This window comes from Nonomuraea sp. NPDC003201 (assembly GCF_053590415.1).
The window spans coordinates 1-8,127 of sequence record NZ_JBSFTC010000405.1; the positions used below are offsets into that span (position 1 = coordinate 1).

General features: G+C 74.7%; 6 protein-coding genes. 4 read left to right on the forward strand and 2 right to left on the reverse strand.

Annotated features, from left to right (window positions below; all coding sequences use genetic code 11):
* Together ACWDX9_RS55780 and ACWDX9_RS55785 are read right to left on the reverse strand one after the other, a co-directional pair.
* Positions 1–143 (reverse strand): NmrA family NAD(P)-binding protein (locus ACWDX9_RS55780; RefSeq protein ID WP_449970889.1); only part of this gene is annotated, 143 nt, incomplete at its 3' end.
* 9 nt (positions 144–152) lie between these two features.
* A complete protein-coding gene (locus ACWDX9_RS55785) occupies positions 153–545 on the reverse strand; it encodes a hypothetical protein (RefSeq protein ID WP_449970876.1) in 393 nt (130 codons plus the stop codon).
* Between the two features lie 254 nt (positions 546–799).
* Between ACWDX9_RS55785 and ACWDX9_RS55790 the strand changes: the two genes are divergently transcribed.
* The 4 genes from ACWDX9_RS55790 to ACWDX9_RS55805 all read left to right on the forward strand — a co-directional run.
* Complete coding sequence (locus ACWDX9_RS55790) at positions 800–1,612, forward strand: DUF4132 domain-containing protein (RefSeq protein ID WP_449970879.1); 813 nt, start codon at positions 800–802, stop codon at positions 1,610–1,612.
* Complete coding sequence (locus ACWDX9_RS55795) at positions 1,609–6,432, forward strand: DNA-binding protein (protein WP_449970882.1); 4,824 nt, start codon at positions 1,609–1,611, stop codon at positions 6,430–6,432. Before ACWDX9_RS55790 ends, ACWDX9_RS55795 begins: the two co-directional genes overlap by 4 nt.
* Before the next feature lie 73 nt (positions 6,433–6,505).
* Positions 6,506–7,636 carry an ATP-binding protein gene (locus ACWDX9_RS55800; protein WP_449970885.1) on the forward strand — a complete coding sequence of 377 codons (1,131 nt, stop codon included), beginning with the start codon at positions 6,506–6,508 and terminating at the stop codon, positions 7,634–7,636.
* The coding region (locus ACWDX9_RS55805) for a DUF5682 family protein (RefSeq protein WP_449970887.1) at positions 7,633–8,127 on the forward strand (495 nt) is incomplete at its 3' end. The genes ACWDX9_RS55800 and ACWDX9_RS55805, both read left to right, overlap by 4 nt.

The following is an 8,127-nucleotide window of genomic DNA, read 5'->3' on the forward strand; positions in this document are numbered from 1 at the left end:
GCATGGCCTGCCGTTACCCCGGCGGGGGGGGGGGGGCCGCGGCGCGGGTCCCGGACGAGCGCCCGGACCGGCCGGCCGGCCGAGGCCAGCGCGGCGACGAGTTCGGAGCCGACGTTGCCGGTGGCACCGGTCACTAAGATCATGCCGCCAGCCTATCGAGGGGTCACAATCGCCGGATGCAGGTGACGGACGGGTAAGGGTCGGGGCCGTGCGGCAGCCCGTACATCGTGGTGTTCCTGGACGTCGCCGTCCTGGATGAGCGTGCAGTCGCCGGCCTTCAGGACGCCGCCGCCCTTGCCGGGGTCCCCGGGGTGCGGGCCGAGGCGGTTGCGCAGGCAGGCCGTCCGGGAGCCTCCCGGGGCGTCCAGCCAGCCGTCGGAGTCGGACGGGCACTTCGCGGCGCCCTCGCCCTGGGCCACCAGCCGGATGAGCTCGTCGTGGAGGGGGTCGTTTCCGCAGGCCCGCCGCCGCTGCACGACGACAGGGACGGGACCGCCGCCGGCCCGCCGATCACGATCGAAGACCTGCCGCCCACGAACCGTCACCCCCCGCGCGCTCGCCCGTCGCGATGATCGTCGGGCACGGCCCGCACCGTGACAAGACCGCTTGCCCGATAATTCGCGAGATCAACGCATTTGTCGGTCAGGGCCGCTAGGTTCGGCGCAACAACAGCGGCAGGGGCACGGAAACCCCTGCTCATTCGAGGTTTCATGCCCAAATTCGGGCGTCTGGAAGGCGGGGACCGTTGGGTTGGCTGGCAGCGGGCGATGGGTACGAGGTTGCCCTGATAGAAGGCCGGGTGGCGGCGCGAGCCACCTCCGGCCGATCGGCGGGACGGCAGCTGAAATCGCTGCCGAAGGCGTTGCGTGATCACCCCGAGGTGGACCGGCTGCGCCGCTTCGCCGAGTGGCTCGGCCGCCACGCCGCCGCGTGCGTGGCGCAGGCGGACCTGTGGATGGTGTCGTCACTGCCCGTGCCGACCGGGCTGCTGGCCCGGGTGTGGCCGGACGAGGCGTGGCAGTCGGCGCTGCGCGACCTGGCCGTGGTCGGCGACGACCCCGACGAGGTGGGCTTCCTGCGCGACGCCACCGAGACGGGCGAGCTGCGCGTGGTCAACCTCGACGGCGAGACCGTACGGCTGTCGCCGCGCACGGTGACGCTGCCCCACCCGGTGCTGCTGCCCGACCTCGACGACCTGCGGGAGTTCGCCGCCGAGCTGGGCGTGGTCCAGAAGGTCGAGCAGATCCACCGCGCCACCTGGCGCAAGCCCGCCGACCTGGACGTCAGGGCGACGACCGTGACGGAGTTCTCCGGCGGCACGTACGACTCCCGCTTCGGCCTGGCCGCGCGGGCCACCACGCTCGGCTACCGGGTCACCGGCGGCTACGCCACCTGCCGGGTCCGCGACGCCGGGGCCATCACCGAGGCGAGCGTCTGGATCGGCGAGCCGTACTGGGAGGACGAGGTGAGCACGGGCGGCCTGACCTGGCAGGACCTCGACGGCAGGACGCTGCCGCTGCGTGAGGTCGGCCCGGTGGCCTGGTCGGAGGGGATGCGGATGGCCGCGGCGCTGTACGCGGGGCGCAAGGTCGAGGAGGGCAAGGACGCATGAGCGAGCAGTTGCTGAAGGCGGGGGCGATCCTGCCGCCGGACACCGAGAGCGCGGTCGAGGGCGCCGTACCCATGACCGCCCGCCGCTACCGTCACCCCGTGCTCGACGACCGCGTGGTCGTGCGCCTGGTCGCGGGCGAGCTGGGCGCGGCCGAGGACCTGGCCGCCGGATTCCTGGGCCTGGCGCCCGACGGAGAGCCGGAGGTGGTCGGGCTCGGGTTAAGGCGTTCGCTCGGGTTCCCCGAGTGGGTGCTGGTGCACTACCCCGGCGACGGGCAGCACGCGCTCGCCGTCGTCCCGGAGCTGGAGCGGATCTCCCGCCAGGCCAAGTCCAAGCCCAAGAACGCGCTCGACGGCTACCACGAGCTGGCCCGCCGGCTCGGCGCGTCCGTGCCGCACTTCCTGCCCACGTTCTACGAGCAGGCCGGGCGGGTGTTCATCGGCGTGGAGAACGCCACCTACGCCTCCCAGATGTTCTCCAGCGCCCGCAAGGCGGAGGCCGAGCACGGGCTGGAGGTCGACGAGGACCGGCTCGACTCGGTGTTCCTGGAGTTCGCGCTGGCGGGGGCGCTGCCGGTCAAGGTGCTGTCCGGTTACGCCAAGGAGCTGGCCGCCCGGGTCTCCGCCGACGAGGCGCTGCGCCGCTTCTCCCAGCTGTGCGTGCGGCGCACGGCGGGCGGGATGCCCCCCTCCGCCCAGATGGCCACCGACCTGCGCCGCCTGGCCAGGGCGGCCGGCGTGGACGCCGACGCGACCGAGCAGTCGTACCTGCGCGAGCTGCTCGCCCTGCCCGCCACCCTGCGGGCCGCCACCGGCTGGTGGAAGGCCCACCGCGCGGCGATCGGCGCGCTGGGCGCGCGCGAGCCCGAGGTGCGCGCGACGCTGCTCGCCGTCATGCCGCAGAGCCACGACAACGACGTGCCCGGTGTGTGGCTGGACGTCCTCGAGGCGGCGGGCGCCGTCGACGAGCTCGTCTCGGGCCAGGTGCCGGAGGACGGCGCGTCGGGCTGGCTCCGGCGCTTCCTCACCACCCGCAACGCCACCTATGGCCTGCCGCCGCGGCTGCCGGCCCTCTACACGCTCGTCGAGCGGGCCGCCGACCGGCTGCGCGCCGAGCTCGCGGGCACCACGACCCGGCTGACGGACTCGTACGACGTCGATCTGCTCGACCTGTTCCTCGCGCTCGGCCTGCCCGTGGCCGACCCCGATGAGGGGGACTACCTGCGGCTGGAGCACTGGGCGAAGGGCGAGGGGCAGCGCGACCTGACCGCGCTGGCCGCCGACGGCCGGTTCACGCCGGCCTTCCAGCGCGCGGCCGACACGTTCACCGGCGACTCCGACGGGCTGCGCGCCGTCCGCCTGCTGGCCGCCTCCGACGGCAGCCGGCCGATGCTGGCCGAGTGGGTGCGCAAGGTCTGCGCGCGGTCGACGTCCGCCGGGCTGCCCGAGCTGCCCGTAGCCCTGCGGCGGCTGTCCTGGCTGCCCGGCGAGGCCCTGGTCCTGGCCGAGGACGAGGTACGCCAGGCCGCCTCGGCCGACGTCTCCCCCGTGCTCGCCCGTACGCTGCGGACCGGGATCTTCGACGAGCTGGGCTGGCCGGCCTGGGAGGAGGCCGCCGCGACCCTCGTACCGAGGAAGGACGTCGACGACATCGTGGTCGCCGACGCCTGGCCGTACCTGATCGCGGCGGGCTCCCGGCAGGTCCGCGTGCTCGATCGCGAGGGCGCCGTGCTCACCCACGACCTGCGCATCGCGCCCAACGACACGTGGAACGACATCGGCTACCACTACGTCGACGGCGACCTGTTCGTCTACTGGCAGTCCCGCACCGCCGACTACGCCTACCGCGGCTACTGGCACACCTCGGCCGACCGCGTCCACGCCGTCGAGAGCCAGAGCGTCAGCACCCGGGGCACGCGCATGGACTGGTACCACGGCGACGACGCGGTCACCCTGGCGCTGCCCGGCGGCGGGCGCACCACCGGGCTCGGCGTGGTGCACCCCGGCGACACCACCGTCCCCCTCGAACGGTCCGTGATCACCGACGGCACCTCCTACTGGGTGTGGACCTGGGACGATTCCGACCGCAACACTCTCGGCTGGCACGAGTACGACCCGGTCAGCGGGCAGCACGGCAGGAAGAGCATGCCCGCCTTCCTCACCGACATCCCCGCGGGCACGACGTTGCACGGGGGCTGGCTGCTGCCCGCCCCGTCCGAGGAGGCGACCCCGAGTGGCGTACCCGTGGGCGGGCTGCTCGGCTGGCGGGTGACGCGGCTGCCCGACGGTTCGCTGCGCGGCGAGGACCTGTCCGGCCGCGCGATCACCCTCCCGCCCGACGGCGGCAAGCCGACGCGCATCCTGACCTTCCCCGGCGCCGACCGGCCCGTGGCCGTCCTCAAGGGGAGCTACCGGGTCGAACTGGTCGATGCCGACGGCGTGTGCGTCGCCACCGCCAAGACCGACGCCGCTCCCGGCGCGTTCGGAGAGGGCACGATCATCCTGCCGCCGCTGCGCTACTGGCACCACCTGCGGCCGAGGGACCCCGAGGGGTCGGCCGCCCTGCGCGAGCTCGGCCCGGACACCGCTTCGCGGCTGCTGGCCGCGGCCCCTGAGGAGGACCTGCCGGCGCGGATCCGGGAGCTGCTGCCCCAGGTCAGCCACGACGGGCTGGTGGCGGGCATCGCCGGGATCGTGCGGTTCGCCGGCGCGCAGCAGGCCTCGCTGGACGCCGTCGCCGCCAGGCTCACCGAGGCGCTGGCCGGCGGACATCGCGAGCAGGCCCCCGTGGGCCCCACGGACTACGAGCTCCAGGAGGCGCTCAGCGGGCTGGACATCTCCACCTCCTACTACTGGCGCCACGAGACCGACGGGGCCTTCCAGCAGATCCGGAGGATCCAGGCGCTGGCGGACGATGCTCCGGCCGGGGTGGGCCACATCCACCTCGACCGACCGGGGCTGCCGCACTCCAGCCTGGACTGGGAGCCGATGCTCGACCACCTGGCCGCAGTGGCCTACCGCGCCGGATCGGCGACCATCGCCGAGGAGCACCGCGTCCCGCAGGAGCTGCTGCTGCAGGGGCTGGCCGAGGCCGGGCTGCCCACGGCGGCCGACCCGTCGCGGTGGCGCCGCGTCGCCGTCCACCTGCCCAACCGGTATCTGAAGACGCCCGACGGCGAGTGGCGCGAGGGCACCTGGCAGCGCGGGGTCCTGCCGCTGGAGGGCGGCGCGTTCCTGGTGCTCTTCGGCCACGACGCGGCCGACGACTCCACGACCCGGTGGAGTGCGCTGTTCCACGACCCGTCCGGGCGGTTCGACGTGCCGCAGCCGTACTCGCTGAGCTCCTCCGACCCGGTCGGCGTGGATCGGCCGCAGGGGTGGCTGGAGGCGTTCCGCGCCGAGCTGGCCGAACGCGGGCCCGCGCCGTGGCGGCCGGAGGCGGCCGAGGAGTTCTCGCGGCTCACCGGCGTCTCGCTGACGATGGCCCGGCTGGTCGTGGCGGGCCTGCCGTCCGTCGACTCGCACGAGCACTCCTTCCTCGCCAAGGAGACCCGCACCACGATCGGCGTGAAGGTGGCCGACGCCGCCATCGCCCGCAACGAGCTGCGCGAGATCGGCGCGGGGATCCGGCGGGCGGTCGTCGCCGCGCTGCTGCCTCAGGAGCCCGCCCGGCTCTGGAGCGACGGTCCCGACGTGGCCGCCGCGGCGGCCGTCTGGAACGACAGGATCGGCCACCAGACGGCCGTGCCCGAATGGCTGCTCGGCGAGGCGTCCCGCACGGTCAGGACCGGCTGGGACACCGGCCGCGCGCTGCGCGCCCTCATCGACCCGGCCGGCGAGCCGGAGCTCGGCCACGATCTGGCCTGGGCCATCCGGGGCGACCGCGCCCACCCCGCCGACGGCAACGCCACCGGCTTCACGGCCGACACCCTGCACACGGCCATCGTGATGTCGCGCTGGCTCGCGCACCGGCTGCCCGCGGGCGACCCGATCAGGGCCGCGCTGCCGGGTGTGCTGGCCGCCGTACGCGACCGGCTGGCCGCCCCCGGCCTGCTGCTCGACCTCGGCCGGTACGTCGACCTGCCCGCCTTCCGCAAGGCGGCCGGCACGCCCACCGAGACCGGCGAGGGGTACGAAAGGTACGGCGCCGTCCTCATGGCCACCCACGACGACCGGCCCGCGCCCGCCGTCCGCGTCTCGCTCCTGGACGAGGCCGGCGACGACCCCTACCTGCGGGCCCTCATCGGCTCGGAGGGGTCGTTCCCGGCCATGGACGCGCTGCGGACCGTCCGCGGCCCGCGCTTCGAGGCCCTGCTGGCCGACCCTGGCGACCCGCTCGCCGGGGAACGCGGGGCCGACGGCACGTGGTGGCCGCAGGATCCCAGCCGTTCCGTGCCCCATCTGGTCGTCGAGGTGGCCAAGGAGTTCGGGCTGGGCGAGGACGCCGCGACCGCGTACCTGATGCTGCTGGCCATGCCCGACCCGACCGACCGGAACGCGGCGCGGTGGACCGGCTGGAAGCCCGCCCGGCTCAAGTCGGCCCACGCCGAGCTGGCCGACACCGACCTGGTCGTGCGGGCCACCCGCGAGCGGGCGGGGCGGTCGCTGTTCCTGCCCGGCGGGTGGACGGCGCAGAGCGCGCCGCGGCTGCCGCTGGAGCAGTGGAAGCTGGCGCTGTTCGACGTGACGGAGTCGACCGGGGTGCCGCTCGTGCCCGTCGAACCCGCCGCCGACCTGTACGCCAGGGCCTGGGGACGGGTGCGCGACGGCGACGCGCCGCGCTTCGAGGAGCTGAAGGTGAAGCGCGGACGCCGCCGCTGACCTGCTCGGGGCGCGCCCCTGCTCCGGGGCGCGCCCATTCCATCCACCGATGACTCAGAGGACTTCTCTTCTCATGACCTTGACCGAAGATCGCGCCCCCTCGGCCCGGCAGGTGCTGCCCGCCGAGGAGCGCCACGCCGCCGAACTCGCCTTCCTCGCCACCCACGACTCCGGCCCCCGCCCGCCCGGCTGGGCGCTGACCCCGCGCGCGGTCGTCACCTTCATCTGCGGCAGCGGCGACGAGACGCTGGACGGCCGGATGAAGATCGCGCCCAAGTTCGTCGGCGAACGCGCCCTCGTCGAACGCTGCGTCGTCACTCTCGCCGGCGAGCGCGGCCTGCTCCTGGTCGGCGAGCCCGGCACCGCCAAGTCGATGCTCTCGGAGCTGCTGGCCGCCGCCGTGTGCGGCACCAGCGCGCTCACCGTCCAGGGCACCGCCGGCACGACCGAGGACGCCTTCCGCTACGGCTGGAACTACGCCCTGCTCCTCGCCCAGGGCCCCAGCCGGACGGCGCTCGTCGACTCGCCCGTGCTGACCGCCATGCGCTCCGGCCGCGTCGCCCGGGTGGAGGAGATCACCCGCTGCCTGCCCGAGGTCCAGGACGCGCTCGTGTCGATCCTGTCCGACCGGCGGGTCAGCGTGCCCGAGCTGGCCGGGACCGAGGACGCTCAGGTCGCGGCGGCGTCCGGGTTCACCGTCATCGCCACGGCCAACCTGCGCGACCGCGGCGTGTCGGAGATGTCGGCCGCCCTCAAGCGGCGCTTCAACTTCGAGACCGTCGGCCCCATCTCCGACGCCGACGCCGAGGTCTCCCTGGTGCGCCGCCAGGCGACGGCCGTCGTCGAGCGCGCCGGCGCGACCTTCGGGGTGGACGACGCCGTGCTCGACGCGCTGGTCACCGTCTTCCGCGACCTGCGCTCCGGCCGCTCCACCGAGGGCTGGGACGTCGAACGCCCCGGCACCGTCATGTCCACGGCCGAGGCCGTGCAGGTGGCGGCCTCGCTGGGGGTGGCGGCGGCGTACCTGCCCACCGGCGACGTGCTGGACCTGGTGCCCGGTCACCTGCTGGGGGTCGTGCGCAAGGACGACCCCGCGGATCACGGGCGGCTGCTGGGCTACTGGGACGGGCCGGTGCGCAGGCGCGCGGAGGACGGGTCGGCGATGTGGCGCCGCCTGTGGGACCTGCGGGAGAACCTCCGTTGACCGCTCAGAGCCTCAATCCGCCCGCCCCGGATCTGGATCCCCGGGAGGCGGTCGCCGCGCTGGCGGCCTCGTCGCGGCCGTACCTGCTGGGGGTGCGGCACCACAGCCCCGCCCTGGCCGTGGTGCTGCCCGCGCTGCTGGACGCCGCCGACCCCGAGGTGGTCTGCGTCGAGCTGCCGGCGGACTTCCAGCCCTGGCTGGCGCACCTGGCCGACCCGGGGACGCAGGCGCCGGTGGCGCTCGCGGGGGCCCGGGTCGACGGCGGGCTCGGGTTCTACCCGTTCGCCGACTTCTCGCCCGAGCTGGTGGCCATCCGGTGGGCCTGGAAGCGCGGGGCGGAGGTGGTCTGCTGCGACCTCCCGCTGTCCGACCGCGGCTGGGACGCCACCGCGCCGGCACGTCCAAGGAGCACGGCAGCGGGATCGGCCTGGCGCTCAGCCACCGGATCATCACCCGCCAGCACGGCACGATCCGGGCCGAGAGAAGGGCGG